We start from the raw sequence: 25,489 nt of genomic DNA on the forward strand, positions 1-25,489 counted from the left end.
TCCGGAAATGCGTTACAGCGGCGCCTTGCGCGCCGTCAGGTCGGCCTGGATACGCCGCAGTGTGCCGCTGTCGAGGTTATAGAAAAACATGACCGCCACCGCCAGCAGCGCGAACAGGGCGGGAATGATGGACATCAGCCAGACGATGCCCGCTTGCGAGCCGTTCGTCTGGGCCGCGTTGGGGACGTAGCCGAGTGCCGTGAAGACGGCGCCGATCACGCCCACCGCCAGCGCCGTGCCCAGTTTTTGCGAAAACGTGGCGGCGGCGAAGGTCATCGCGGTGGCGCGCCGGCCGGTGCGCCACTCGTTGTAGTCGGCCGTGTCGGCGTACATCGAAAACGCCAGCGGCGACTTCGGCCCCAGCACCAGGCCCAGGGCGATCTGCAGCGCGTACATCTCGCCCACCTGGGCCGGGCCGACGAAGAAAAACGCCGCGGAGAGCAGCGCGGTGAGCGACATGAGCACCATCATCAGGATTTTCTTGTCGACGAAGCGGGTTGTCAACGGCGTGAGGGCGGCGCCGGCGGCAGCGGCGGCCATATAGGCGGGCAGGAAGGACTTGAGCAGCTCGGGCCGACCCACCACGTACTTGAAGTAGTAGGCGCAGGTCGTGGTGCGCAGGGTGATCGACACCATGATGATCAGCGCCAGGAAAAACAGCACCAGCCATGGACGGTTGCCGGCCAGGTCGCGCAGGTCGTCGCGCACCCGCGTTGTTTGGCGCGGCGGCGGGGCGATGCGTTCGCGCGTGTTGAAAAAGGTGAGCGCGAACAGCAGCGAGGCGAGCACGCCCCAGGCCAGCATCGTCAACTGCCAGCCGCGTTGGGTCGCATCCATGCCCTCGCCGACGCCGAAAAAGCTCACCATGCCCGGCGTGGCGGCCGTGACCAGCATGCTGCCGGCGAAGGCGAAGATGAAGCGCAGGCCATTGATGGTGGAGCGCTCCTGCGGCTCGGCCGACATCACGCCGGACAAGGCGTTGTAGGGAATGTTGATGCAGGTGTAGCAGATCATCATCAGCAGATAGGTGCCGTAGGCCCAGGCCAGCTTGCCGTTCTCGCCCAGGTCCGGCGTGGTGTAGGTCAGCACGCCGGCGCCGGCCAGCGGCAGCGCCATCCAGACCAGATAGGGGCGGAACTTGCCGAAGCGGGTGCTGGTGCGGTCGGCCGCGGCGCCGATCAGGGGATCGGTGAAGGCGTTGATGATTTTGACGACGAACATCATCGACGCGGCGGCGGCGGCCGAGATGCCGTACACATCGGTGTAGAACATCATCAGGAAGGTCGCGATATTGGCCCAATAAAAATTGAAACCCATGTCGGCGAGGCCATAACTGATCTTTTCTCGCCACGGCAGCGGTGTTGCAATCAATGGGGACTTTCCTCGATGGACGGCGGCCTTACGGTGCCCTCCTATGTTAGCGCTAACATTTTTACATCAAGTATGCCCACGCCGCCCATGAGTGTCAATGAAGAAATTGCCCAACCGGGGTCAGACCTCCGATAGGAAACAAAAAAGTTTCGATTTGGAGGTCTGACCCCGGTTGGGAAAGTTTTTATCCGGCTTCGGTGTTTTTCCAGAGGTCGAGCTGGCGGATGCGCTCGAACCAGCTCATCAGGTTGGGAAAGTCGCCCAGCGGCAGGCGGGCTTTTTCCAGGTACATCAGCGGCGCGACGACGGCGATGTCGGCCAGGCTCAGGGCCTCGCCCACCAGCCAGTCGCGCTGTGCCAGGTGGCCGTCGAGCACCGCGCCCAGTTGACGCAGCTCACCCTCGGCGTGCGCCACGGTGGCCGGGTCGCCCTCGCCACGGCCGATCATGCCTTTCCAGATATTTTCGAACGCCAGGATGCTGATCGTTTCGGCGAAATGCTGGCAAGCCCAGAACTGCCAGCGGTTCACGTCGGCCCGCACCCGCGCATCCTGCGGATAGAGCTGCTGGCCCGGGGTGATGTCGCACAGGTATTGCATGATGGCGCACGATTCCCACAGCATGAAGTCGCCATCCTGCAGCACCGGCAGCTTGCCGTTCGGGTTGATTTCATGCAGGCGCGCGCGCTCGCTCTCGCTGACCAGGTCGACCTTGACGATGTCCAGCGGCAGACCAAGCTGCTCGGCGACCATCCGCACGCGGCGGCCATTCGATGACAGGTGATTGTGAAACAGGCGCATGATGCAGCTCCGTAAAAGTTGGTAGAGCAGCCATGATAGAAGTGGCCTGCGTCAGTTTCTGTCAGGAGTCTTCGGGCAGGCGCAATTCGGCGCGCCAGCGCTTGAGCAGATCGCGCCGGTGTTCCGGATAGCGCTCGCCGCTCGACTCGGCACTGGCGATGCGGTCGATGCGGAAGTGGCGGTTGGCGCCGCGCAGCTCGCACCAGGCGGCCAGCACCCGCGCGCCGTCGAAAAAGGCCAGCGCGAACGGCCACACGGTGCGCAGGCTGGCGGCGCCGCCGGCGTCGCGGTAGCCGATGCGCAGCTTGTGCTGGTTGCGGATCGCTTCGCGCGCGGGCCGCACGAAGGTAGTCGTCTCGGGCGCTTGCGGGCCGGCCGGCACCCACAAGCTGGTTTCGGCGATGCAGTCGCGCAGATCCTTGGGCGTGGCGGTGGCGATCTTGGCCAGCGCGTTCGACGCCGCCTCGGCCAGCGCGTCGTCGCCCTGGCGGCGCACCCAGCGCGCACCGAGCACCAGCGCTTCGAGTTCGTCGTTGGTAAACATCAGCGGCGGCAGGAACAGGCCGGCGCGCATCAGGTAGCCGACGCCAGCCTCGCCCTCGACCGGCGCGCCCAGTTCGGACAAGGTCTGGATGTCGCGGTAGATGGTGCGCTCGGAGACGCCGAGGCGTTCGGCCAGCACGGCGGCCGTGACGGGCCGGCGGTGGCCGCGCAGGGCGTCGAGCAGCAGGAACAGGCGGTTGGTGCGGCTCATGGCAGCGGGCGGGCGTGACACATCATGATTCGGCCAGGGGGCAATGGTTGAACGGGGCGCGGCCATGAAAAATGCCGCGCAGCGTGAGCCGGGCGGCATTGTTCATGGAGCGGCGAAACTGCGCTTAAACGACGGCGCCGTCGGTTTCGTCCTTTTCCTTGATCGGCTTGATCAGGTCTTCGCGCTTCACGCCCAGCCACATGGCGATGGCGGCGGCGACGAACACCGACGAGTAAATACCGAACAGAATACCGATGGTCAGCGCCACGGCGAAGTAGTGCAGGGTCGCGCCGCCCAGCAGCAGCATCGACAGCACCATCATCTGGGTACAGCCATGCGTGATGATGGTACGCGAGATGGTGCTGGTGATCGCATTGTCGATCACTTCCTCGACACTGGTCTTGCGCTGCTTGCGGAAGTTTTCGCGGATCCGGTCGAAAATGACCACCGATTCATTGACCGAGTAGCCCAGCACCGCCAGCACGCCGGCCAGCACCGCCAGCGAGAACTCCCACTGGAAGAAGGCGAAGAAGCCGAGGATGATGACCACGTCGTGCAAGTTGGCGATGATGGCCGAGACGGCGTACTTCCACTCGAAGCGCACCGCCAGGTAGAACACCACGAACAGCACCACCATGATCAAGGCGTTGACGCCATTTTGCGCCAGCTCGTCGCCCACCTGCGGACCGACGAATTCGACCTTCTGGAGACTGAGCACCTCGGCGCCGGCCGGGTTATGGCAGACATCCTTCATCACGCTCTGGCCCTTGACCACGGTATTGATCTTGGTGACCGCGCCGCTTTCGGACTTGCACAGCGCGTCGAACACGATCTGCGAGCCGCTCGAACCGGCGACCGCCTTGGTGATCGGCAGGCGCAGCATGACTTCCTGCGCGGTGCCGAAGCTGGTCACTTCAGGCTGTTCGTAGCCGAGCTTGACGAGGTCGGCCCGGATCTTTTCCTGGTTGGCCGCGTTCGGGTACTTCAGCTCCATCACGGTGCCGCCCTTGAATTCGACCGACAGGTGCAGGCCCTTGGTCGCCAGGAAGAACACGGCCGCCACGAAGGTCAGTGCCGAAATCACGTTGAAAATCAACGCATGGCGCATGAAGGGAATATCTTTCTTGATTCGGAAAAATTCCATCTTGAATCCTGTTGTAGTAAGTGCTTGTTATTTCGTGACCGACAGGCCAGGAGTCCAGACAGTACCGATCGAGACTTTGTTCAGCTTTTTGGTGCGGCCGTACCAGAGGTTGACCACGCCGCGCGAGACGAACACGGACGAGAACATCGAGGTCAGGATGCCCAGGCAGTGCACCACGGCGAAGCCGCGCACCGGACCGGAACCGAATACCAGCAGCGCGATACCGACGATCAGGGTGGTCACGTTCGAGTCCAGGATGGTGGCCCAGGCGCGGTCGAAACCGGCGGCAATGGCTTTTTGCGGCGCCTCGCCGGCACGCAGCTCCTCGCGGATACGCTCGTTGATCAGCACGTTGGCGTCGATCGCCATGCCCAGTGCCAGCGCGATCGCGGCGATGCCGGGCAGGGTCAGGGTCACTTGCAGGCACGACAGGAGCGCCAGCAGGAACAGCAGGTTCGAGGCCAGCGCGATCACGCTGAAAGCGCCAAACATATGGTAGTAGAGGATCATGAAAACGGCGATCGCGGCGAAGCCGTACACGGTCGAGTACAAGCCCTTGGCGATGTTTTCGGCGCCCAGTTGCGGGCCGATCACCCGTTCCTCGATGATTTCCATCGGTGCCGACAGGGCGCCGGAGCGCAGCAGCAGCGCCAGGTCGTTGGCCTTTTCCAGGGTGCCCATGCCGGTGATCTGGAAGCGGCTGCCCAGTTCACTGTTGATGGTCGGTGCCGACAGCACGGTGTACTTGCCTTTTTCCTTGAGCAGGATGGCCATGCGCTTGCCGATGCGCTCGCGCGTGGCTGCACGCATCTTGCCTCCGCCGTCGCCATTAAGGTCCAGGCCCACGGCCGGCTGGTTGTTCTGGTCATTGGTGCCGATGGCGCTGGAGATGTAGTCGCCGGTCAGGATCACGTCTTTGAGCAGCACGATAGGACGGCCCATCTCGTCGGTGAACAGTTCGGACGTGAGCGGAATGGTGGCGGCCGACTCCATGCCCGGCACCACGGTATCGTCGACCAAGCGCATTTCCAGGGTGGCGGTGCGGCCGATGATGGCCTTGGCGCGCGCAACGTCCTGCACGCCGGGCAGCTGCACCACGATGCGGTCGCGGCCCTGCTGCTGGATGATTGGCTCGGACACGCCCAGTTCATTGACACGCTTGGACAGGGTCGAGATGTTTTGCTTGACGCCTTCTTCGATGGTGCTCTGAAGCGCTTGCGGCTTGAGCGAGACGACCAGTTTCAGGCCGTTGGCGTCGGCCGCGTCGGCAAACACCAGATCGTTCGACTCGCTTGCCAATACCTGGCGCGCGCGGGTGCGGTTGCCGGCATCGGCAAAGCGCACTTCGATAGTCTGGCCCACGCGGTCGATGCCGGTGTGGCGCGCATCGTCCTTGTCGCGCAGCTGGCTACGCACGCTCGACTGGATACCTTTGATCTTGGTCTCGGTGGTCGCGGCCACGTCGACCTGCATCAGGAAGTGCACGCCGCCGCGCAAATCCAGGCCCAGGTTCATCGGCAGCGCATTAATCGCCTGCATCCATTTCGGGGTGTTCTTCACCAGGTTGACGGTGACGATGTAATCCGGTTCGGCCGCGTTGCGGTTGAGCGCCTTTTCCAGCGCGTCCTTGGCCTTCAACTGCACGTCGGTGGTGCTGAAACGCGCACGCACCGAGGTGGCGTTGCCATTCCCGTCCAGGCTCACGCCGTCGGACTTGATGCCCGCTGCCGCGAGGGCGGCTTCGACCTGGTCGGCCGTGTTGCGGGTGATCTTCAGGGTCGAACTGCCTGTCGTCACCTGCAGCGCGGGCGATTCAACGAAGTAGTTGGGCGCCGTGTACAAGGCGCCGAACAACAACGCAATGACGATGAGAATATATTTCCAGACGGGATAGCGATTCATAGTGTTCCAGCGTTCAATGTTGAGCAGGCAGGCGGCCCAGGGCCGCCCATCAGGCTTACAGGGACTTCATCGTGCCGATTGGCAGCATCGTGGTGATCGAATTCTTTTGTACGACGACGTGGGTATTGCTCGCGACCTCGATGGTCACATAGGTATCGTTGACCTTGATGACTTTGCCGAGGATGCCGCCGGCGGTGACGACTTCGTCGCCCTTGGCGAGCGCGTCCATCATGGATTTCTGCTCTTTGGCGCGTTTCTGCTGAGGGCGGATCATCAGGAAATACATGACCACGAACATCAGAACCAGCGGCAGGAAGGTGGTCATATTACCCATCAAACTGGCGTCGGCGGCAGCGGGAGCGGCTTGCGCGTAGGCGTTGGAAATAAACACGGGGACTCCGATATTGAGGTTAGTTTTGTTAAAAAATCAGCGCTGTATTCTAGCACCGGAGACTGCGGGCAAGCCAATTCGAGCTATTTGGCTGCCATCTTGGTTTTTGCAAGCTGCTGAAAGTTATTTAACTTTCAACAACGGCGGGCGGCGTTGCCGATTTCACCATCAGCTCACCCTCCGTCGCCCCCGCGCAGGCGGGGGCCCAAGTTCGGCGCGGGGGCGACGGTGGGGACTCAACGGCGGCGGCTCAGACGCCGCGGGCGCGGCCGGCGTTGAACTCGAGGCGGAAGGCGTGGAAACGGTCGGCGTCGATCGCATCGCGCATTTCGCTCATCAGCTTCAGGTAGTAGTGCAAATTGTGGATCGTGTTCAGGCGCGCACCCAGGATTTCCTTGGAGCGGTGCAGGTGGTGCAGGTAGGCGCGCGAAAAATTTTTGCAGCAGTAGCAGTCGCAGCTCTCGTCGAGCGGTCCCTGGTCGTCCTTGTAGCGCGCATTCTTGATCTTGACGTCGCCAAAGCGCGTAAACAGCCAGCCATTGCGCGCATTCCGGGTCGGCATCACGCAGTCGAACATGTCGATGCCGTTGGCGACACCGGCCACCAGGTCTTCCGGCGTGCCCACACCCATTAAATAGTGCGGCTTGTTGGCCGGCAGGCGCGGACCGACGTGTTCCAGCATGCGCATCATGTCTTCCTTCGGCTCGCCCACCGACAGCCCGCCGATCGCGATGCCCGGGAAGTTGATCTCTTCCAGGCCCGCCAGCGACTCGTCGCGCAGGTTTTCGAACATGCCGCCCTGGACGATGCCGAACAGCGCGTTCGGGTTTTCGCCTTGGGTGAATTCGTTCATCGAGCGCTGGGCCCAGCGCAGCGACATGCGCATCGATTGCGCCGCTTCGACCGAGGTGGCCGGACGGCCGTCGATTTCATACGGCGTGCATTCGTCGAACTGCATGACGATGTCGGAGTTGAGCGCGCGCTGGATCTGCATCGAGATCTCGGGCGACAAAAACAGCTTGCTGCCGTCGATGGGCGACGAGAACTTGACGCCCTCCTCGGTGATCTTGCGCATCGCGCCCAGCGAAAACACCTGGAAGCCGCCGGAATCGGTCAGGATCGGCTTGTCCCAGCCCATGAAGCCGTGCAGGCCGCCGAATTTGTTGAGCACTTCGGTGCCCGGGCGCAGCCACAGGTGGAAGGTGTTCCCCAAAATGATCTGCGAGCCGACCTCCTTGAGTTCGACCGGCGACATCGCCTTGACCGAACCGTAGGTCCCGACCGGCATGAAGATCGGGGTTTCGATGACGCCGTGATTGAGCGTGAGGCGGCCGCGCCGCGCGTGCGACAGGCCGCTGGTGTCGGTCTTGAGAAGTTGGAAGTCGAGCATAGGATTGTTTGATCTACTTGTTGTCGGTCGTGAGCAGCATGGCGTCGCCATAGCTGAAGAAGCGGTATTGGCTGGCGATGGCGTGCGCGTAGGCGGCGCGGATGGCGTGGTAGCCGGCAAAGGCCGACACCAGCATCAGCAGGGTCGATTTGGGCAGGTGGAAGTTGGTGATCAGGCGCGATACCGTCTTGAAAGTATAGCCGGGCGTGATGAACAGGGCCGTGTCGGCGCTGCCGGCCACCAGCTCACCCGACTGCGACGCCGATTCGAGCGCGCGCAGGCTGGTGGTGCCCACCGCGACGATGTCGCGCCCGGCCGCTTTGGCGGCGCGCACCGCATCCACCGTTTCCTGCGGCACGGTGTACCACTCGGTGTGCATCTTGTGCTCGGCCAGCGCCTCGACCCGCACCGGCTGGAAGGTGCCGGCGCCCACGTGCAGGGTGACATAGGCGAAGTTGACGCCCTTCGCTTTCAGGGCGGCCAGCAGCGCTTGGTCGAAGTGCAGGCCGGCCGTGGGCGCGGCCACCGCGCCCGGTTCGCGCGAGTACACGGTCTGGTAGCGCGTCTCGTCGAATTCGTCGGCATCGTGTTCGATATAGGGCGGCAGCGGCAGGCGGCCATGCGCTTCGATCAGTTCGAACACGTCGCCATCGAACACGAGGGTGAAGAATTCGCCGGCGCGCTCGCCCGCGGTGACATTGAAGGCGTCGGCCAGGCGGATGCGGTTGCCGGGCTTGGGCGACTTGGAGGCGCGCACCTGGGCCAGCACGGTGCGGCTGTCGAGGATGCGCTCGACCAGCACCTCGACGTTGCCGCCGGTTTCCTTGACGCCAAAAAAGCGCGCCTTGAGCACGCGCGTGTCGTTCATCACCAAGAGGTCGCCGGGCGCGAGCAGGCCGACAATATCGGCGAACTGGCGGTCGACGATGGCCGTCCCGTCCAGGTGCAACAGACGGGAAGCGCTGCGGTCGGGCAGCGGGGTTTGCGCGATGCGCTCGGCGGGCAGGTCGAAATCGAAGTCGGAGAGCGAGTACATTCTGCTAATTTTGTAAAAAAGAGGGTCAAGAGCCGTACAATAGGGCTCACGCGTGCAGGGCAACCCTCTATTTTACCCCCTTACGCACCGAAGTTGCTTCAATATGCCGCCGACCAAACCGAAAACACCACCGAAAACCAACGAAAGCAAGCTCGCCAAGCTGGGCCTGCACACCGACATGGACCTGGTGCTGCACCTGCCCATGCGCTACGAGGACGAGACGTGCGTGGTGTCGATCCGCGAAGCCTGCCTGCGCGGCGGCCATGTGTCGCAGGTCGAGGGGGTGGTCACGAAAAACGAGATCAGCTTCCGCCCGCGGCGCCAGCTGCTCGTCACCATCGCCGACGAGAGCGGCGACCTGCTGCTGCGCTTCATGAATTTTTACGGCAGCCAGGTCAAGCAGCTGGCCGAAGGCACGCGCGTGCGCGCCCGCTCGGAACTCAAGCATGGCTTCTTCGGCGCCGAGATGGTGCACCCGGCGTACAAGGTGATCAACGAAGGCGCGCCGCTGCCGACCGTGCTCACGCCCGTGTATCCGTCGGGCGAAGGCTTGTCGCAGGCGATTTTGCGGCGCGCGATTGCCGACGCGATGAAGCGCATCGACTGGCGCGACACCCTGCCGCCGTCCTTGCGCGCGGAAATGAACCTGACCGACTTCGAGCCCTCGGTGCGCCTGCTGCACTATCCGCCGCAGGAAATCGACGCCCATTCGCTGGTCGAGCGCTCGCACCCGGCCTGGATCCGCATGAAGTTCGACGAGCTGCTGGCGCAGCAGCTCTCGCTCAAACGCGCGCAGCGGGCGCGCCGGGTCAAGGGGGCGCCGGTGCTCAAGGCGGTGGGCGCGCTGTCGGAAGCGTTCTTGGGGCAGTTGCCGTTCAAGCTGACCGGCGCGCAGCAGCGCGTGCTCAAGGAAATCCGCGCCGACCTGAAAAACGGCTATCCGATGCAGCGCCTGCTGCAAGGAGATGTGGGCAGCGGCAAGACGGTGGTGTCGGCGCTGGCCGCCGCCCAAGCGATCGACAGCGGCTACCAGGCGGCCTTGATGGCGCCGACCGAAATCCTGGCCGACCAGCACTTTCGCAAGATCGCCGGCTGGATGGAGCCGCTCGGCGTGAAGGTGGCGTGGCTCACGGGCAGCCTGAAAAAGAAGGACAAGCTGGCCGCCACGGCGATGGTGGAATCGGGCGAGGCACAGCTGGTAATCGGCACGCACGCGCTCATTCAGGACACGGTGCAGTTTGCGAAACTGGGGCTGGTGATCGTCGACGAGCAGCACCGCTTCGGCGTCGGCCAGCGTCTCACCTTGCGCAACAAGGGCAGCAACGGCAAGACGCCGCACCAGTTGATGATGTCGGCCACGCCGATTCCGCGCACCCTGGCGATGACCTATTACGCCGACCTGGAAGTGTCGATCATCGACGAACTGCCGCCGGGGCGCAGCCCGATCGTCACGCGGGCGATCGACCAGAACCGGCGCGATGAAGTGATCGAGCGGGTGCACGCGGCGGCACTGGAGGGGCGGCAGATTTACTGGGTCTGTCCGCTGATCGAGGAATCCGAGGCGCTGCAATTGCAGACCGCGACCGATACCCACGCGATGCTGGCCGAAGCCCTGCCCGATTTGCAGGTCGGGCTGGTGCACGGGCGCCTCAAGGCGGCCGAGAAGCAGGAGGTGATGGATGCGTTCACGGCCAACGAGGTGCAGGTGCTGGTGGCCACCACCGTGATCGAGGTGGGGGTGGACGTGCCGAATGCGTCGCTGATGGTGATCGAGCACGCGGAGCGGTTTGGCTTGTCGCAGCTGCACCAGTTGCGCGGAAGGGTGGGACGGGGATCCGCGGCAAGCGTGTGCCTGCTGCTGTATCAGAGCCCGCTGGGGCCAATCGCCAAGCAGCGCTTGATGACGATGCGCGAGACCACCGACGGGTTTGAAATCGCGCGCCGGGATCTGGAGATTCGCGGACCGGGCGAGTTTTTAGGAGCGCGCCAGTCGGGGCAGGCGATGCTCAGGTTTGCCGATCTGGAAACCGACCAGTGGCTGGTGGAACAGGCGCGCGACGTGGCGCACAACCTGATTCATGAAGCGGTCGATGATGTGGTGGAAGCACACCTGGCGCGCTGGCTGGGTGGGAAAGAGGAGTTTTTGAAGGTCTGACGCCGCGCCCCGCCACGCCCGCGCTTACAAGGAGGGCGCGGACCAGATCAACTTGCCGCCCAGCGCGGCCATGACGCCGCCGGCCGCCCGGTCGATCCACGCCTTGTAACGCAGGTACCAGGCACGCGGGCGCTGCGACGACAGTGCAACGGCCACGACGGCGTACCAGCCGGCCTCGATGACGAACACCACCAGCGCCAGCACAAGCGCGAGCACCAACGAAAATGACGGCGGCAGAAAAGCGGTGAACACGCTGGCGTACACAATCGCCGTTTTCGGATTGCTCAGTTGCGTTACCAGCCCGAGTGAAAACGACTTTCCAAGCTGGCGGCGCTGGCGCGGCGCGCCGTCCTGACCCAGCGCCAGGGGCTGCGCCGCGCCGCGCCATATCCGGTAGCCGAGATAAATCAGGTAAGCGCCGCCAGCCGCCTTGAGCACCATATACAGCCAGGGCACATTGGTGAGAACGACGTGCAGCCCGAGCAAGGCGATTGCAGCGAACAAGACGCCACCGATACCCATGCCGGCCGCGGCGGCGATGCCGTCCATGCGCGACGCGGTCACCGCGGTGCGCGCTACCAGGATGAAACTCGGTCCCGGGCTCATGGCCCCCAGCCCAAGGGCGGTGGCGATACCAGCGATCAGCGTCAGTTCGTTCACAAGCAATCCTCGGTCCAGTTGAATGGAACGACAATGCTAGCAGCTTTATCTTGGCAATCTTAACAATATTTCAATGCTTCAATATTTCAATGTTTCAATGTTTCAATGTTTCCCAGTCCACCTATCAGGCGTCGGACGGGTAGCGCAACCCGATCTGCCCGCGCATCGTATCGAGCACTCCCATCAAATGCAGCGTCTCATCGAGCGGCATGCCCGGACTCTCCAGCAGCCCTTCTTTCAAACAGCGCCCCACTTCCATCGCCTCGTGCACATACCCATTGCCCAAATACGGCGTGTCGATCGTGCGCGCACCGTCGGCCGTGCTCACGGTTACCGACTGCGCCCGGTGGAACATGGTATTCATCCGCACCTGCCCCAGGCTCCCTGACACGGTCAGCTCCGCCGGCGTCCTGGCCCTGAGCGAGCAGCTGCACACCGACATCCCTCCACCTTCGTGCGTCATGGTGAAGCCGGTCTGGATATCCACCCCGGTCTCGCCCATCAGCGCCATGGCCCGCACATCGGCCACCGGCCCAAGCAGCGCGGCGGCAATCGACAGCGGATAAATCCCCAGGTCGAGCAGTCCGCCGCCACCCAGTTCCGGATTATTCAAGCGATGCAAAGGGTCTTGCGTGCCCGCGAACCCGAAATCGGCAGTCACCTGGTGCACCGAGCCGATTTCGCCGGACGCGATGATGCGCCGCACTTCGGCCAGCGCCGGCATGAACCTCGTCCACATCGCCTCCATCAAAAACAGCTTCTTCTCGCGCGCCAGCGCCACGATCTGTTCAGCCTCGCGCCGGTTCATGGTAAAGGGCTTTTCGCACAGCACGCCCTTGCCGCCGTTGAGCGCCATCATGGCATTCTCGACGTGCATCGGATGCGGCGTGCCGATGTAGACGACATCGATATCACCAGCATCGGCCAGCGCCTGATACGAACCGTAGCAGGCGGCCGCGCCGAATTCGGCGCCGAACGCCTGCGCGCCCTCCAGGCTGCGCGAGGCCACGCCGGCCAGCACCGCGCCCGGCGTGTCGCGCAGCGCCGTCGCAAACGCGCGCGCGATCTTGCCCGTGCCCAGAATTGCCCAACGAACGGCTTCAGTCATCTCATCTCCTCAGACGGCCCGCTTGGGCCGGAATACCGTGGTGTCGGCGTAAAACGCGTGGTCCTGTCCTTCCCACCAACCCGGCACGCCCAGCACCGGCAGGGGGGTGAAGCAGGCAGTGCTCAATCCTTCAGCCGCCAGTTCGGCCGCCACCTGGCGGTCGATCCACGCGCGCCGCCCGTCGTGCGGCAGCGCAAAATAATCGTCGCCAGCCACCACCACGCGGGTGTGCGCGGTGATCGCCTTGCGCGGCGCGACCAGCTTTTCCATCAGCGCGTGACCGAACAGCCAGACCTCGGCATCGGCGCCAAAGACCGCGCGCCGTTCGTATAGTGCCTCAATCCAGCCGTGCGCGCGCAGCGCTGCCACCAGTTGTTCGCCCGCCAAGCCGGCGCGCACCACCAGCAGGGCCGAATTTTCGTCGAAGATGGTGGCGCCGTCGCGCGCCGCACCACGCGACTTGCCCACGCCGGCCAGCGCGATCTGCGCCGCCTGCAGGGCGTTCAATTGCTGCTTGATGCGCGGGAAGGTGAGCCACACAAGGCCATTGAAAAAATCGTGCAGGTTCTCGCGCGTGGGCACGCAGCCGGTGGCGCCGATGAATTCTTCGTAGGCGCGCCCTTCCGGCAAGTCCGCCTGCGGCACGAAGCGCAGCGGCAAGCCGCGCTGGTTGACCAGCGCCAGCGGCGCAGCGGCCGCGTTGAGGGCGTCGGCCACGCAGCTTACGTCGACGTCGAGCCGCGCGAAGGCGGGGCGCACCGCGTCGTACCACGGCCGCGCCCAGTCAATCTGCGACAGCATCGCTTACAGCAGTTTCCAGTTAATCTGCTCGCCGCCGTTGAGCGGTACCAGGCTGCCGTCGGCCATCGGCACGGTTTGCGGCAGGGTCCAGGCTTCGCGCTTGAGCGTGACTTGCTCGGTATTGCGCGGCAGTTCGTAGAAATCGGGACCGTGGAAGCTGGCGAATGCTTCCAGCTTGTCGAGCGCACCGGCGCGCTCGAAGGCTTCGGTGTACATCTCCATCGCGTGCAGCGCGGTGTAGCAGCCGGCGCAGCCGCACGAGGTTTCCTTGGCGCCCACCGCGTGCGGGGCCGAGTCGGTACCCAGGAAAAAACGCTCGTCGCCACTGGTGGCCGCCGTCATCAGCGCCAGGCGGTGTTCTTCGCGCTTGAGCACCGGCAGGCAGTAGTAATGGGGACGAATGCCGCCCTTGAAGATCTCGTTGCGGTTGTACAGCAGGTGATGCGCGGTGATGGTGGCGGCGATCGGGCCGTCGGCTTCGGCCACGTACTGGGCCGCGTCCTTGGTGGTGATGTGCTCGAACACGATTTTGAGCTCGGGCATGTCGCGCCGCAGCGGGCGCATGACGCGCTCGATGAAAACCGCCTCGCGGTCGAACAGGTCGATGTCCTGGTCGGTCACTTCGCCGTGCACCAGGAAGGGCATGCCGACTTCCTGCATCACTTCGAGCGTCCTATAGCAGCGCGTCAGGTCGGTCACGCCGGCGTCGGAATTGGTGGTGGCGCCGGCCGGGTACAGCTTGACGGCGTGGACAAAGCCGCTGTCCTGGGCGCGCCGGATTTCGTCCGGGTCGGTGTTATCGGTCAGGTAGAGCGTCATCAGCGGCTCGAAGCGCATGCCGGCCGGCAGCGCGGCCAGGATGCGCTCGCGGTAAGCCTGCGCCATGGCGGTGGTGGTCACCGGCGGCTTCAGGTTGGGCATGACGATGGCGCGGGCGAACTGGCGCGCGCTGTGCGGCAGCACGCTGGCCAGCGCGGCGCCGTCGCGCAGGTGGAGGTGCCAGTCGTCGGGACGGGTGATGGTCAGGCTCTGGAGGGTATCGATGGTGGACATGGCGGCTTTCGGAGAACGAATGCGGTATTTTAACCTCCGCAGGCATCCAATCGCTCGTGCTTCCTCCAAGAAACATGACGCAGGTTTGAACATGCTACTTGCATCGGCCTCGGGGGCTTGAGATATTACATTGCAAATGCAACGAATGGAGTCCCATTGTGAAAACTGCCAACGTCCCATCCCTCCGAGTCACCCCCGAATTGCGCAAAGCTGCCGAGAGCGTACTGAAAAACGGCGAATCCCTGTCCAGCTTCGTCGCCGAATCGCTGACACTGCAGATTCGGCATCGCCGCGCCCGGCGCGACTTTATCGCACGCGGTCAGGCCTCACGCCACGCGGCACGGGAAGCCGGCGAGTATTGCAGCGCCGACGATGTGCTGCGCGAGCTCGACGCAGTACTCGCGCAAGCAGAAACCCCGTCAGCCAATTGAGGTTTCGAGCGCGCGCGGACGGCGACCGGCGTGCCGCGCGATTAATGAATAATCCTCGCCAAAAACTCGCGCGCGCGCTCGGAACGGGGCGCGGTGAAAAACTCCTGGGTCGGACTGTCTTCGACGATACGCCCGTGATCCATGAACAGGATGCGTCCGGCCACCTTGCGCGCAAAGCCCATTTCGTGGGTAACGACCATCATCGTCATGCCGTCCTGCGCCAGGCCGACCATCACGTCGAGCACTTCGTTGATCATTTCCGGGTCGAGCGCGGAGGTGGGCTCGTCGAACAGCATGGCGATCGGGTCCATCGACAGGGCGCGCGCGATCGCCACGCGCTGCTGCTGCCCGCCCGAGAGCTGGTTCGGATATTTATCCTGCTGCGCCAAGAGGCCCACCCGGTCCAGGTACTGCAAGCCCTTGGCGGTGGCCTCTTCCAGGCTGCGGCCGAGCACCCGGGTCTGGCCAAGTGTCAGATTTTCGCGTACCGACAGGTGCGGAAACAGCTCGAAATTCTGGAACACCATGCCGATGCGCGCGCGCAGTGCCGACAGGTCGGTCTTTTTGTCGCCCACGGCGATGCCGTCGACCCGTACCTCGCCCTGCTGGAACGGTTCGAGCCCGTTGACGGTCTTGATCAGGGTCGATTTGCCGGAGCCCGATGGCCCGCAAATGACCACCACATCGCCCTTGCCCACCTGCGTGGTACAGTCGGTCAGTACCTGGAACTGGCCATACCACTTGCTGACATTTTTTAGTTCGATCATGTTGTTTTCGTCTGTTCTGATGGGGAAGGTGCGAGCTTGACAGCACCTGCGCCCCCTAGGATACTGCGGAACTTGCCAATAAAATCATCACTTACTGGCTGGTTCGCTCACAAAATACCGCTATTTTGCCCGAGAACGCAGGGAGACCGGATTTCCGCGGCCCCCCTTTCGACGACGAATCGACTCAAATACAGGACGCACAGCCCATGAACCAGAAAAATCGCCTCACCCTCTACATCCTGCTGGCACTCGTGCTCGGGGTGGTGGCAGGCTATGCCATCAACGTCTCCATGGCCAACCCGGCTTCTTTCGCCGACTACATGTCGCTGGTGACTACCCTGTTCCTGCGCCTGATCAAGATGATCATCGCGCCGCTGGTGTTCTCGACTTTGGTGGTCGGCATCGCCAAGATGGGCGACGCCAATGAAGTGGGCCGCATCGGCGCCAAGGCGCTGGGCTGGTTCGTGCTCGCCTCGATCATGTCGCTCTCGCTCGGCCTGATCCTGGTCAACCTGTTCCGTCCCGGCGACGCCATGGTGGCGCACCTGCCGGCCGCCGGCGCGGTGTCGGGCATCGTCACCAGCAGCCTGACGCTCAAGGAATTCGTCACCCACCTGGTGCCGTCGTCGATCGTGGACGGCATGGCCAAGAACGAAATCCTGCAGATCGTGATCTTTTCGCTGTTCTTCGGCACTGCGGCGGCGGCGGTCGGCGCGCGCGCCAACCCGATGATCGAAGCCATCGACGGTGTCGCCCACGTCATGCTCAAGGTGACCGGCTACGTGATGAACCTGGCGCCGATCGCGGTGTTCGCGGCCGTCTCCGGCATCATCGCCAAGAGCGGCGTCGGCATCCTGTCCACCTACGGCATCTTCATGGGCGAGTTCTACATCGCTATCGGCGTGTTGTGGGTGGCGCTGACGATTGCCGGTTTCCTGTTCCTTGGTCCGCGCGTATTTGCGCTGTTGCGCGAAGTGCGCGAGCCGACCATCCTGGCGTTTTCCACCGCCTCGTCGGAAGCGGCGTTTCCAAAGACCCTGGAAGGCCTGGAGCGCTTCGGGGTGCGCAACCGCATCGCCGCGTTCGTGCTGCCGATCGGTTATTCGTTCAACCTCGATGGCTCGATGATGTACTGCACCTTCGCGACCGTGTTCATCGCCCAGGCTTATGGCATCGAGATGGAGCTCTCGACCCAGCTGTCCATGATGCTGGTGCTGATGCTCACGTCCAAAGGCATGGCCGGCGTGCCGCGCGCGTCGCTGGTGGTGATCGCCGCCACCCTGGGCCAGTTCAACATTCCTGAAGCGGGCCTGCTGCTGTTGCTGGGTATCGACCACTTCCTCGACATGGCGCGTTCGGCCACCAACGTGATCGGCAACGCCATCGCCACCGCGGTGGTGGCCAAGTGGGAGGGCGAATTGAGCGACCCGAGTGCGGTCGAACCGGCCGCCGCGCCGTTCAAATAAGGTCGTTCGCGCTTGTCAGGGCGGAAAAGCACAGCTTTTCCGCCCTTTGCATTTGGGCCGCCTGCACTTGCGCCTACCGTTTTCGTGTATGCTCTTTTGCCATTATTTCTTCCGGGAGAAGCGCCTTGCATAAGCTGTCCGCCATCGCTATCTTGCTCGCTTGCGGCAGTGCGCAAGCGGCCACCCAGACCGTCGATTGCGCCCGCCTGCTCGATGTGAAGAGCGGCGCCTGGCGCGACAAGGTGAGCATCGTCATCGAGGATGGCTCGATCACGTCGGTCGGCCCGCTGGTGCCGGGTCCCGGCCACATCGACCTGTCGGCCCACTCCTGCCTGCCCGGACTGATCGACATGCACGTGCACCTGACCGGCGAAACCCGCAAGCAGGCCGACGCCCTGCGCGACACCATCAGCCTGAACCCGGCCGACCATGCCTACCGCTCCGTCGCCTACGCCGAGCGCACCCTGAAGGCAGGTTTCACCACGGTGCGCGACCTCGGTGCGGACGATGGCCTGAACGTCGCGCTCAAACGCGCCATCGCGGCCGGCAGCATTCCCGGCCCGCGCATGTTCACGTCGGGGAAATCGATCGCCACCACCGGCGGGCACGCCGACCCGACCAATAATTATTCCCAGCGCTTCAGTCAAGCGCTTGGCACGCCAGGCCCCAACGAAGGCGTGGTCAATAGCGCCGACGGCGCGCGCGAAGCGGTGCGCGCGCGCTACAAGGAAGGCGCGGACCTGATCAAGGTCACCGCCACCGGCGGGGTGTTGAGCCAGGCACGCAACGGGCAAAACCCCCAGTACACCGAGGACGAACTGCGCGTCATCGTCAGCACCGCCAGGGACTACGGCTTTCGCGTGGCGGCCCATGCGCACGGCACCGAGGGCATCAAGCGCGCGCTGCGCGCCGGGGTCGATTCGATCGAACATGGCACCCTGATGGACGACGAGGCCATTGCCCTGTTCAAGAAGCACGGCGCCTGGTTCGTGCCCACCCTGTCGGCCGGGCGCTACGTGGCCGACAAGGCCAGGGACCCTGACTACTATTCGCCGCTGGTGCGCCCCAAGGCGGCGGCCATCGGCCCGCAGATCCAGGCCACCTTCGCGCGCGCTTACAAGGCCGGCGTGAAGATCGCCTTCGGCACCGACGCCGGGGTGTACCCGCACGGCGAGAACGCCAGGGAGTTCGCCTACATGGTCGAAGCGGGCATGCCGCCGCTCGAAGCGATCCGCTCGGCCACCGTGGGCGCCGCCGCCCTGCTCGACCAAGGCACACGCCTGGGTTCCGTGGAACCGGGCTACGCGGCCGACATCATCGCCGTCACGGGCGACCCGCTGCGCGACATCGCGCTCATGCAGCAGGTGCGCTTTGTGATGAAGGATGGCGTCGTCTACAAACAACCATGACCGCACCATACAACGCGAAACCCCAAGGAGAACCCATGCTGTACCAAAAAACCACGCAATCGATGATTGCCCTGTTCGCCCTGCTGGTGGCGGTGACAGGGGCCGTACAAGCGGAAACCGCCGCGCCGAAGCTGGCCAACGTGACCATCCTGGCCACCGGCGGCACCATCGCCGGCACGGGCGCGAGCAGCACCACCACGGTGGGCTACACCGCCGCCACGGTGGGCGTGCAAAACCTGATCAAGGCGGTGCCGGAACTGGCCAAGGTGGCCAATGTCACCGGCGAACAGGTGTTCCAGATCGCCAGCGAGAACATGAGCAACGAACATTGGCTGACCCTGGCCAAGCGGGTCAACGTGCTGCTGGCGCAGAACAACGTCGATGGCGTCGTGATCACACACGGCACCGACACCCTGGAAGAAACCGCGTATTTCCTGGACCTGGTGGTCAAGAGCCGCAAACCGGTGGTGCTGGTCGGCGCGATGCGGCCATCGACCGCGCTGTCGGCCGACGGTCCGATCAACCTGTATAACGCGGTGCTGCTGGCAGCCAGTCCGGAGGCCGTCGGCAAGGGCGTGCTGGTGGCAATGAACGACCAGATCCAGGCCGGGCGAGATGTCACCAAGGTCAATACCTCGACCCTGGACAGCTTCCGCACCCCCGAATTTGGCTTCCTGGGCTATATCCAGGGCAGCAAACCTTTCTTCTATCGCCAGTCGCTGCGCAAGCACACCACCGAGACCGAGTTCGATATCGGCGCGCTGCAATCGCTGCCGCAGGTCGACATTGTGTACGGCTACGCGAACATGAATCCGGTGGCGCTCGACGCCTTCATGGCGGCTGGCGCGAAGGGCATCATCCACGCCGGCGTGGGCGACGGCAGCCTGGCCAGCAAAGTGGTGCCGTCGCTGAAAGCGGCGCGCGCCAAGGGCGCGGTCATCGTGCGCGCAAGCCGCGTGGGTCAGGGGATCTTGGCGCGCAACGGCGAAGCGAATGACGATGAACTGGACTTCGTGGCGGCCGATACCCTCAATCCGCAAAAGGCGCGCATCCTGCTGATGCTGGCGCTGACCAAGACCAGCAACACCAAGGAAATCCAGCGCATGTTCTACACGTACTAACTGCTTCAAGGGTGGGCACAGCGCGCCCACCCGCTTACTCCACTTCGAGCGGCGACGCCGCCTCTTCTTCCTGTTTGGCCTGCTGGCGTTCCCACATCTGGGCATACAAGCCGTTCGCGGCCAGCAGCGCCTGATGCGTTCCCCGTTCCACGATGCGCCCGTGATCGAGCACCAGGATTTGCTCGGCGTCGGCCACCGTCGACAGGCGGTGCGCGATGACCAGGGTGGTGCGGTTCTTCGCGATTTCCTTCAACTGCGCCTGGATCGCCTGTTCGGCCTTGGAGTCGAGCGCGGACGTGGCTTCGTCGAAGATCAGGATGGCCGGGTCCTTGAGCAGGGTGCGCGCAATGGCCACGCGCTGCTTTTCGCCGCCCGACAGTTTCAGCCCCCGTTCGCCCACCATGGTGGCGTAACCGTCCGGCAAGGATTCAATGAAGTCGTGGATCGATGCGGCGCGCGCGGCGGCCACGATGGCCTCCTTGCCCGCTCCCGGCTTGCCGTAGGCGATGTTGTATTCGATGGTGTCGTTGAACAGCACCGTATCCTGCGGCACGATGCCAATGGCGCTGCGCAGCGACTCCTGGGTGACGTTGCGCAGGTCCTGGCCGTCGACGGTGATGCTGCCGCTATTGACGTCGTAAAAGCGAAACAGGAGGCGCGACAAGGTCGACTTGCCCGAGCCGCTGTGGCCCACCACGGCGGTGGTGGTGCCGGCCGCAATCGTGAAGTCGACATCGAACAAGATCTGGCGCTTGGCTTCATAGCTGAAGTTCACGTTCGAAAACGCGACCTGGGCGCCGTGCGTGACCAGCGCTTTCGCATCAAGGCTGTCGGCCACTTCGCGGTTCTGGTCCAGCAGCGAGAACAGGCGCTCCATGTCGGCCAGGCTTTGCTTGATTTCGCGGTAGATCACGCCGAGGAAGTTGAGCGGAATGTACAGCTGGATCATGAAGGAGTTCACCAGTACCAGGTCGCCCAGGGTCATGGTGCCGGCGATGACGCCTTCGGTGGCGCGCCACAGGATCAGGGTGACGGCGGTGGCGATGATCAGCGACTGCCCGGTGTTGAGCACCGACAGCGAGGTTTGCGACTTGACGCCGGCGTTCTCGTAGCTTTTCAGGCCTTCGTCGTAGCGCGCCGCTTCGTAATCCTCGTTGCCGAAGTATTTGACGGTTTCGTAGTTGATCAGCGAGTCGATGGCCTTGGTGTTGGCCCTGGAATCGAGATCGTTCATGGTGCGCCGGAAGTGGGTGCGCCAGTCGGTGACGATGATGGTGAAGGCGATGTAGGTCACCAGCGCCACGCCCGTGATCGCGCTGAACCAGATGTCGTAGTGGGTGACCAGGTAACCCAGCACCAAGGTGATCTCGACCAGGGTCGGCAAAATATTGAACAGGGTGTAGGAGATGAGCGAGCTGACGCCGCGCGTGCCGCGCTCGATGTCGCGCGTCATGCCGCCGGTCTGGCGGTTCAGGTGAAAGCGCAGCGACAGTGCGTGCAGGTGGCGGAACACGCGCAGCGCAATGGTGCGCACGGCGCGCTGGGTGACGCGCGCGAACAAAAATTCGCGCAGCTCGGTAAATACGGTGGTCGACAGGCGCAGCACGCCGTAGGCGACCAGCGCGCCGAGCGGCAGCACCAGCAGCGCATGCGGACTCGATGGATTGATGGTGAGCTGGTCGATCAGCTTTTTCATCACCAGCGGCACGCCGACGTTGGCCAGCTTGGCCCCGATCAGGCAGGCCAGGGCCGCCATCACGCGCCATTTATACACCCACAGGTAGGGAATCAGGGTTGTCAAGGTGCCCCAGTCGCTGCGTGGCGGGGCGTTCGGGTCGACGGGGGGCGGAGGCGAAGAATTACGGCGCATGGCGGAGCTCTGGGATTTGTGGTTCAATTCCGGTCGATTGTAGCCTTTCAAGAGAATTCACGATGACCACGCCAGAAAACGCCGTACCCGTTCCCGCCACCCGTGGACTCCCAGCCGGCAAAATGCCCGAGCTGCGCGTCATGCCCGCGCCGTCCGACGCCAATGTCTACGGTGATGTGTTCGGCGGCTGGATCATGGCGCAGGTCGACATCGCCGGTTCGCTGCCGGCCACCCGGCGCTCCAACGGGCGCGTCGCCACCGTGGCGGTGAACTCTTTCGTCTTCAAAAATCCGGTGTTCGTCGGCGATCTGCTGTCTTTTTACGCCGAGATCACCAAAGTCGGGAACACCTCGATCACCGTGTACGTGGAAGTCTATGCCGAGCGTAACCGCCTGCAGGCCAACACCGTGAAGGTGACCGAGGCCACCTTGACCTACGTCGCCACCGGCGACGACCGCAAGCCGCGCAAGGTGCCGCCGCTCGACGAGCTGATGTTCCCGCAAGACCGGTAAGTGGACGCGCAGCGCCGCCTCTTCCTGCAACACGCGGGGCTGCGGGCGGCGCTGGCGGCCGGCGGCACCACCATGGCGGGCGCCCACGCGCGCGCGCCCGGCACCGACTATCCTTTCAGCCTGGGGGTCGCCTCCGGCTCTCCCTTGCCCGATTCAGTGGTGCTGTGGACCCGCATCCTGAACGACCCGTTGAACGCCGCTGCCACGCCGCCGGTCGCCTTTGCGGTGCGCTGGGAAGTGGCGCAGGACGAAGCGTTCACCCGCATCGCGGCCAAGGGTACGGCCAGCGCGCTGCCGGCGCTGGCTCACAGCGTGCACGTGGACGTGCGCGGCCTGGCGCCGGGCCGCTGGTACTGGTACCGCTTCATGCTGGGCGAGGCGGTCAGCCCGGTGGGGCGCACCCGCACCGCACCGGCCGCCGACAGCCTGCCCGCCGCGCTGACACTGGCGGTGGCGTCGTGCCAGCACTGGGAGTTCGGCAGCTACGCCGCGCACCGCCACATCGCGGCCGCAGCGCCGGACCTGGTGGCGTTTTTAGGCGACTATATCTATGAGTGGGGACCCTACAAGTTAAGCCATCCGCAGTCGGCGCTGCGCACGTCGGAATCGTTTTCGCTGGCCGAGTACCGCGCCCGCTACGCCCAGTACAAGAGCGACGCCGACCTGCAGGGCGCACACCTGGCGGCGCCGTGGATCGTGACCTGGGACGACCACGAGGTGGCCAACGATTACGCAGCCGACCGCGACGAGCGGCTCGATCCGGCGTTTGCCCTGCGGCGCGCGGCGGCCTATCAGGCATTTTACGAACATATGCCGCTGCGCCTGGTGCTGGCGCGGCCGGGCGACTATGCCGGCATGCGCATGTTCCAGCGCTACGACTGGGGGCGGCTGGCGCGCTTTCATGTGCTGGACGACCGCCAGTACCGCGCCACGCATGCCTGCCCACCGGCTGGACGGGGCGGTTCGAGTTCGGTCACGCGCGCCTGCGCGGCCCTGCGCGACTCGCGCCGTTCGATGCTGGGCGGCGAGCAGGAAGCCTGGCTGGCCGAGGGCTTGAGCACATCGAAGGCGCGCTGGAACCTGATCGCGCAGCAAACGCCGATGGCGCAATCGACCCAGGTGCCGATCGTGAAACCGGGCGACGGGCGCTTCTGGAATGACGGGTGGGATGGGTATCCGCTGGCGCGCCGGCGCCTGTTCGATACCTTGGGCAAAAGCGGGGCGGCCAATCCGGTGGTGCTGGCGGGGGACGTGCACACGTTTTACGCGTCGGATTTGCAGAATGACTTCAACCGGCCCGCGTCGAAAAACAATCCGGTCATCGCGACCGAGTTTTGCGGCACGTCGGTGACGTCAAGCTCGCGCCCGCAGGCGCGCACCCTGCAATACCTGGAGATGAACCGGCACGTGAAGTATGGCCGCAGCGACAAGCGCGGGTTCATGCTGATGGAGGTGACGCCGGCGAAGACCACGACCACCTTCGTCGGGCTCGATGATGTGCGCAACGCGCAGTCGGGGAAGGCGACCTTGGCGGCGTTTGAAGTCGCCAGCGGCAAGCCGGGAGCGCGTCAGATATAACCGGAACCTTCAGAACCGACTTCCTGCCACTGGCAGGAAGGACGGAGCTGAGGGAAGCGGGTCCAGTTGCGGACGGCGGGTTAAGCGGCTGCGGCAGGCACCGGCTCGCGCAGTTCACGGCGCAGGATCTTGCCGACGTTGGTCTTGGGCAGCTCGGTGCGGAACTCGATGTACTTCGGCTTTTTGTAGGCCGTGAGCTGCTCCTTGCAGAATTCGAGCAGGTCTTCGGCGGTCAGGTTCGGGTCCTTGCGCACCACGAACAGCTTGACCGCTTCGCCCGAATTATGGTCCGGCACACCGATGCACGCGCATTCGAGCACGCCGGGATGCGACGAGATCACGCTTTCGATTTCATTCGGATAGACGTTAAAGCCCGATACCAGGATCATGTCCTTCTTGCGGTCCACGATTTTCGTGTAGCCACGCTCGTCCATGATGCCGATGTCGCCGGTCTTGAAGAAGCCGTCGGCCGTCATCGACTTGGCGGTTTCGTCGTCGCGCTTCCAGTAGCCGGCCATGACCTGCGGGCCGCGGATGCCGATTTCGCCGCGCTCGCCCAGCGCAACATGGTTGCCGTCGTCGTCGAGGATGGCGATGTCGGTCGATGGATACGGCAGGCCGATCGAGCCGGTGAATTCCTTGATGTCGCAGCGGTTGGCGGTGGCCACCGGCGACGTTTCGGACATGCCGTAGCCTTCGATGATCGGGGTGCCGGTCAGCTTGAGCCAGCGGTCGGCCACGGACTGCTGCACCGACATGCCGCCGCCGTTACAAATCCTGTAGCTGGAAAAATCGAGCTTGGCGAATTCGGCGTTGTTGAGCAGGCCGTTGTACAGGGTGTTCACGGCCGGGAAGATATTGATGCGGTATTTGCTCAACTCCTTGACGAAGCCCGGCATGTCGCGCGGGTTCGGAATGAGCAGGTTCATTCCGCCCAGGCGCGTGGACATGAGCGCGCACACGGTGAGCGAATAGATGTGGTACAGCGGCAGCGCGCAGACGAACTGCAGCTGCTGGTCCTTCGGCAGGGTGTCGAGGGTCGGCTGCAGCCAGGCTTCGTTCTGCAGCACGTTGGCGATCACGTTCCGGTGCAGCAGGACCGCGCCTTTCGACACGCCCGTGGTGCCGCCGGTGTACTGCAGGAAGGCGATGTCGTCATGGCCCAGGGTCGCCGGCGCGAGCGCGAGGCGCGCGCCTTCGGACAGCACCTTGTTGAACGGGACCGAATCCGGCAACGAAAAGGACGGCACCAGTTTTTTGACCTTGCGCACCACCAGGTTGACGATCATGCCTTTCAGGGGCCCGAGCAGGTCGCCCATGGTGGCCAGGATGACGTGCTTGACCTGGGTCTTGGCCAGCACTTCCTGCACGGTGTGGGCGAAGTTTTCCAGCACGATGATGGCTTCGGCGCCCGAGTCGATCATCTGGTGCTGCAGCTCGCGCGGGGTGTAGAGCGGGTTGACGTTGACGATCACGTAGCCGGCGCGCAGCACGGCGGCCATGGCTACCGGATACTGCAGCACGTTGGGCAGCATGATCGCCACGCGCGCGCCGGGTTTCAGGCCGCGGCTTTGCAGCCAGGCGCCCATCTGCGCCGACATGCGGTCCAGCTCGGCGTAGGTGATGGACTTGTCCATGCAAACGTAGGCCTTGCGGTCGGCATACTTGCGGAATGCTTCCTCCAGCAGGTGGGTCAGCGAGCGGTATTGCGTGTAATCGATCTCCGCGGGTACGCCCTGCTGGTACGACTTGAGCCAAAACTTGTCCATCT

The 25,489-nt window shown here is 64.0% G+C and carries 22 protein-coding genes; 7 read left to right on the forward strand and 15 right to left on the reverse strand.

Translation table 11 applies throughout. From position 1 onward, the window contains the following. Window positions 1-12: 12 nt before the first annotated feature. From IV454_RS05750 to queA, 8 genes are all read right to left on the reverse strand, one after another. Window positions 13-1,371 carry an MFS transporter gene (locus IV454_RS05750; protein ID WP_229522079.1) on the reverse strand — a complete coding sequence of 453 codons (1,359 nt, stop codon included), beginning with the start codon at window positions 1,369-1,371 and terminating at the stop codon, window positions 13-15. Window positions 1,372-1,555: 184 nt separating this feature from the next. Further along, the gene (locus tag IV454_RS05755) at window positions 1,556-2,170 is read right to left on the reverse strand and encodes a glutathione S-transferase family protein (RefSeq protein ID WP_206090697.1); all 615 of its coding nucleotides are present in this window, start codon (window positions 2,168-2,170) and stop codon (window positions 1,556-1,558) included. A 61-nt stretch (window positions 2,171-2,231) separates the two neighbouring features. After that, a complete protein-coding gene (locus tag IV454_RS05760; RefSeq protein ID WP_206090698.1) occupies window positions 2,232-2,924 on the reverse strand; it encodes a helix-turn-helix transcriptional regulator in 693 nt (230 codons plus the stop codon). 124 nt (window positions 2,925-3,048) lie between these two features. Beyond that, window positions 3,049-4,068 (reverse strand): protein translocase subunit SecF, encoded by a 1,020-nt coding sequence (gene secF, locus IV454_RS05765; RefSeq protein WP_206090699.1) that lies wholly within the window; start codon window positions 4,066-4,068, stop codon window positions 3,049-3,051. Between the two features lie 27 nt (window positions 4,069-4,095). Next, a complete protein-coding gene (gene secD / locus IV454_RS05770) occupies window positions 4,096-5,970 on the reverse strand; it encodes a protein translocase subunit SecD (RefSeq protein ID WP_206090700.1) in 1,875 nt (624 codons plus the stop codon). Window positions 5,971-6,025: 55 nt separating this feature from the next. Then, a complete protein-coding gene (yajC, locus tag IV454_RS05775; protein ID WP_054265072.1) occupies window positions 6,026-6,361 on the reverse strand; it encodes a preprotein translocase subunit YajC in 336 nt (111 codons plus the stop codon). A 250-nt stretch (window positions 6,362-6,611) separates the two neighbouring features. Next, window positions 6,612-7,751: a tRNA guanosine(34) transglycosylase Tgt gene (tgt, locus tag IV454_RS05780; protein ID WP_054265073.1), complete on the reverse strand. Its 1,140-nt coding sequence runs from the start codon at window positions 7,749-7,751 to the stop codon at window positions 6,612-6,614. A gap of 13 nt (window positions 7,752-7,764) precedes the next feature. Beyond that, complete coding sequence (gene queA, locus IV454_RS05785) at window positions 7,765-8,787, reverse strand: tRNA preQ1(34) S-adenosylmethionine ribosyltransferase-isomerase QueA (RefSeq protein WP_206090701.1); 1,023 nt, start codon at window positions 8,785-8,787, stop codon at window positions 7,765-7,767. 103 nt (window positions 8,788-8,890) lie between these two features. Between queA and recG the strand changes: the two genes are divergently transcribed. Then, window positions 8,891-10,942 carry an ATP-dependent DNA helicase RecG gene (gene recG, locus IV454_RS05790; RefSeq protein ID WP_054265075.1) on the forward strand — a complete coding sequence of 684 codons (2,052 nt, stop codon included), beginning with the start codon at window positions 8,891-8,893 and terminating at the stop codon, window positions 10,940-10,942. A 24-nt stretch (window positions 10,943-10,966) separates the two neighbouring features. On the opposite strand, the gene IV454_RS05795 is transcribed toward recG, so the two are convergent. From IV454_RS05795 to pyrC, 4 genes are all read right to left on the reverse strand, one after another. Then, complete coding sequence (locus IV454_RS05795; protein WP_229522080.1) at window positions 10,967-11,602, reverse strand: LysE family translocator; 636 nt, start codon at window positions 11,600-11,602, stop codon at window positions 10,967-10,969. Window positions 11,603-11,726: 124 nt separating this feature from the next. Beyond that, complete coding sequence (locus IV454_RS05800) at window positions 11,727-12,710, reverse strand: Gfo/Idh/MocA family protein (RefSeq protein WP_206090702.1); 984 nt, start codon at window positions 12,708-12,710, stop codon at window positions 11,727-11,729. A 9-nt stretch (window positions 12,711-12,719) separates the two neighbouring features. After that, window positions 12,720-13,511 (reverse strand): DUF3025 domain-containing protein, encoded by a 792-nt coding sequence (locus IV454_RS05805; protein WP_206090703.1) that lies wholly within the window; start codon window positions 13,509-13,511, stop codon window positions 12,720-12,722. Window positions 13,512-13,514: 3 nt separating this feature from the next. Next, the gene (pyrC, locus tag IV454_RS05810; RefSeq protein ID WP_206090704.1) at window positions 13,515-14,564 is read right to left on the reverse strand and encodes a dihydroorotase; all 1,050 of its coding nucleotides are present in this window, start codon (window positions 14,562-14,564) and stop codon (window positions 13,515-13,517) included. Window positions 14,565-14,722: 158 nt separating this feature from the next. On the opposite strand from pyrC, the gene IV454_RS05815 reads away from it, so the two are divergent. Continuing rightward, window positions 14,723-14,995 (forward strand): YlcI/YnfO family protein, encoded by a 273-nt coding sequence (locus IV454_RS05815; RefSeq protein WP_206090705.1) that lies wholly within the window; start codon window positions 14,723-14,725, stop codon window positions 14,993-14,995. A gap of 41 nt (window positions 14,996-15,036) precedes the next feature. Here IV454_RS05815 and IV454_RS05820 read toward each other — a convergent pair whose 3' ends face one another. Continuing rightward, on the reverse strand, window positions 15,037-15,762 hold the full coding sequence (locus IV454_RS05820; protein WP_206090706.1) for an amino acid ABC transporter ATP-binding protein: 726 nt from the start codon (window positions 15,760-15,762) through the stop codon (window positions 15,037-15,039). Window positions 15,763-15,968: 206 nt separating this feature from the next. Here IV454_RS05820 and IV454_RS05825 point away from each other — a divergent pair, with 206 nt between their 5' ends. From IV454_RS05825 to IV454_RS05835, 3 genes are all read left to right on the forward strand, one after another. Further along, window positions 15,969-17,228 carry a dicarboxylate/amino acid:cation symporter gene (locus IV454_RS05825; protein ID WP_054265082.1) on the forward strand — a complete coding sequence of 420 codons (1,260 nt, stop codon included), beginning with the start codon at window positions 15,969-15,971 and terminating at the stop codon, window positions 17,226-17,228. Between the two features lie 125 nt (window positions 17,229-17,353). Continuing rightward, window positions 17,354-18,637 (forward strand): metal-dependent hydrolase family protein, encoded by a 1,284-nt coding sequence (locus tag IV454_RS05830; RefSeq protein WP_206090707.1) that lies wholly within the window; start codon window positions 17,354-17,356, stop codon window positions 18,635-18,637. A 35-nt stretch (window positions 18,638-18,672) separates the two neighbouring features. After that, the gene (locus IV454_RS05835) at window positions 18,673-19,758 is read left to right on the forward strand and encodes a type II asparaginase (protein WP_054265084.1); all 1,086 of its coding nucleotides are present in this window, start codon (window positions 18,673-18,675) and stop codon (window positions 19,756-19,758) included. Window positions 19,759-19,792: 34 nt separating this feature from the next. Here IV454_RS05835 and IV454_RS05840 read toward each other — a convergent pair whose 3' ends face one another. Beyond that, a complete protein-coding gene (locus IV454_RS05840; protein WP_206090708.1) occupies window positions 19,793-21,628 on the reverse strand; it encodes an ABCB family ABC transporter ATP-binding protein/permease in 1,836 nt (611 codons plus the stop codon). Between the two features lie 62 nt (window positions 21,629-21,690). Here IV454_RS05840 and IV454_RS05845 point away from each other — a divergent pair, with 62 nt between their 5' ends. Continuing rightward, window positions 21,691-22,140 (forward strand): acyl-CoA thioesterase, encoded by a 450-nt coding sequence (locus tag IV454_RS05845; protein WP_229522081.1) that lies wholly within the window; start codon window positions 21,691-21,693, stop codon window positions 22,138-22,140. Then, window positions 22,141-23,718 (forward strand): alkaline phosphatase D family protein, encoded by a 1,578-nt coding sequence (locus IV454_RS05850; protein WP_206090709.1) that lies wholly within the window; start codon window positions 22,141-22,143, stop codon window positions 23,716-23,718. 80 nt (window positions 23,719-23,798) lie between these two features. Here IV454_RS05850 and IV454_RS05855 read toward each other — a convergent pair whose 3' ends face one another. After that, window positions 23,799-25,487: a long-chain fatty acid--CoA ligase gene (locus IV454_RS05855; protein ID WP_206090710.1), complete on the reverse strand. Its 1,689-nt coding sequence runs from the start codon at window positions 25,485-25,487 to the stop codon at window positions 23,799-23,801. Window positions 25,488-25,489 lie beyond the last annotated feature (2 nt).

The sequence above is a fragment of the Massilia antarctica genome (genome assembly GCF_015689335.1).
GTDB classification, from domain to species: domain Bacteria; phylum Pseudomonadota; class Gammaproteobacteria; order Burkholderiales; family Burkholderiaceae_D; genus Telluria_A; species Telluria_A antarctica.

Coding starts and splice junctions, on each gene's coding strand:
- IV454_RS05805 (WP_206090703.1), bottom strand. CDS start 13,511: ATGCTGTCGCAGATTGACTGGGCGCGGCCGTGGTACGACGCGGTGCGC.
- IV454_RS05840 (WP_206090708.1), bottom strand. CDS start 21,628: ATGCGCCGTAATTCTTCGCCTCCGCCCCCCGTCGACCCGAACGCCCCG.
- IV454_RS05800 (WP_206090702.1), bottom strand. CDS start 12,710: ATGACTGAAGCCGTTCGTTGGGCAATTCTGGGCACGGGCAAGATCGCG.
- IV454_RS05855 (WP_206090710.1), bottom strand. CDS start 25,487: ATGGACAAGTTTTGGCTCAAGTCGTACCAGCAGGGCGTACCCGCGGAG.
- IV454_RS05760 (WP_206090698.1), bottom strand. CDS start 2,924: ATGAGCCGCACCAACCGCCTGTTCCTGCTGCTCGACGCCCTGCGCGGC.
- IV454_RS05820 (WP_206090706.1), bottom strand. CDS start 15,762: ATGATCGAACTAAAAAATGTCAGCAAGTGGTATGGCCAGTTCCAGGTA.
- secF (WP_206090699.1), bottom strand. CDS start 4,068: ATGGAATTTTTCCGAATCAAGAAAGATATTCCCTTCATGCGCCATGCG.
- IV454_RS05825 (WP_054265082.1), top strand. CDS start 15,969: ATGAACCAGAAAAATCGCCTCACCCTCTACATCCTGCTGGCACTCGTG.
- tgt (WP_054265073.1), bottom strand. CDS start 7,751: ATGCTCGACTTCCAACTTCTCAAGACCGACACCAGCGGCCTGTCGCAC.
- IV454_RS05755 (WP_206090697.1), bottom strand. CDS start 2,170: ATGCGCCTGTTTCACAATCACCTGTCATCGAATGGCCGCCGCGTGCGG.
- IV454_RS05845 (WP_229522081.1), top strand. CDS start 21,691: ATGACCACGCCAGAAAACGCCGTACCCGTTCCCGCCACCCGTGGACTC.
- recG (WP_054265075.1), top strand. CDS start 8,891: ATGCCGCCGACCAAACCGAAAACACCACCGAAAACCAACGAAAGCAAG.
- pyrC (WP_206090704.1), bottom strand. CDS start 14,564: ATGTCCACCATCGATACCCTCCAGAGCCTGACCATCACCCGTCCCGAC.
- queA (WP_206090701.1), bottom strand. CDS start 8,787: ATGTACTCGCTCTCCGACTTCGATTTCGACCTGCCCGCCGAGCGCATC.
- IV454_RS05835 (WP_054265084.1), top strand. CDS start 18,673: ATGCTGTACCAAAAAACCACGCAATCGATGATTGCCCTGTTCGCCCTG.
- secD (WP_206090700.1), bottom strand. CDS start 5,970: ATGAATCGCTATCCCGTCTGGAAATATATTCTCATCGTCATTGCGTTG.